The sequence below is a fragment of the Desulfonatronum sp. SC1 genome, from assembly GCF_003046795.1.
GTDB lineage: Bacteria > Desulfobacterota > Desulfovibrionia > Desulfovibrionales > Desulfonatronaceae > Desulfonatronum.
The window spans coordinates 1-442 of record NZ_PZKN01000158.1; the positions used below are offsets into that span (position 1 = coordinate 1).

General features: G+C 45.5%; 1 protein-coding gene. It reads right to left on the reverse strand.

Annotated elements, in window-relative coordinates:
* On the reverse strand, positions 1-442 hold a 442-nt coding region (locus tag C6366_RS21110; RefSeq protein ID WP_146164949.1), incomplete at both ends, for a polyprenyl synthetase family protein.

Here is a 442-nt window from a genome sequence, read left to right on the forward strand (position 1 = left end):
GTCCTGAAGCTGGAATGATATTCCGATGTTGGATCCAAAACGGTAAAGATTACTGCGCTCATCGCTTGATGCACCGCCAATAATAGCTCCAATCTCGAGACTGCCACCAATTAGTACGGCAGTTTTCAAACGTATCATGTTAATATACTCATCCTCAACAACACTATTTCGTGTTTCAAACTCCATATCGTATTGCTGACCCTCACACACCTCCATGGCTGTGCGGCTGAACACTGTCAACACATCCGGCAAAACTGATTTTGATATGCTGGCAATATGCTGGTATGCTTGAATCAGCATGGCATCGCCGGATAAGATGGCGGTATTCACATTCCACTTTTCATGAACCGTCTGGTGGTTACGGCGCATTTGCGAACCATCCATTATGTCGTCGTGTAGAAGGGTAAAGTTATGAAACACTTCAAGCCCCAAAGCTGCATGC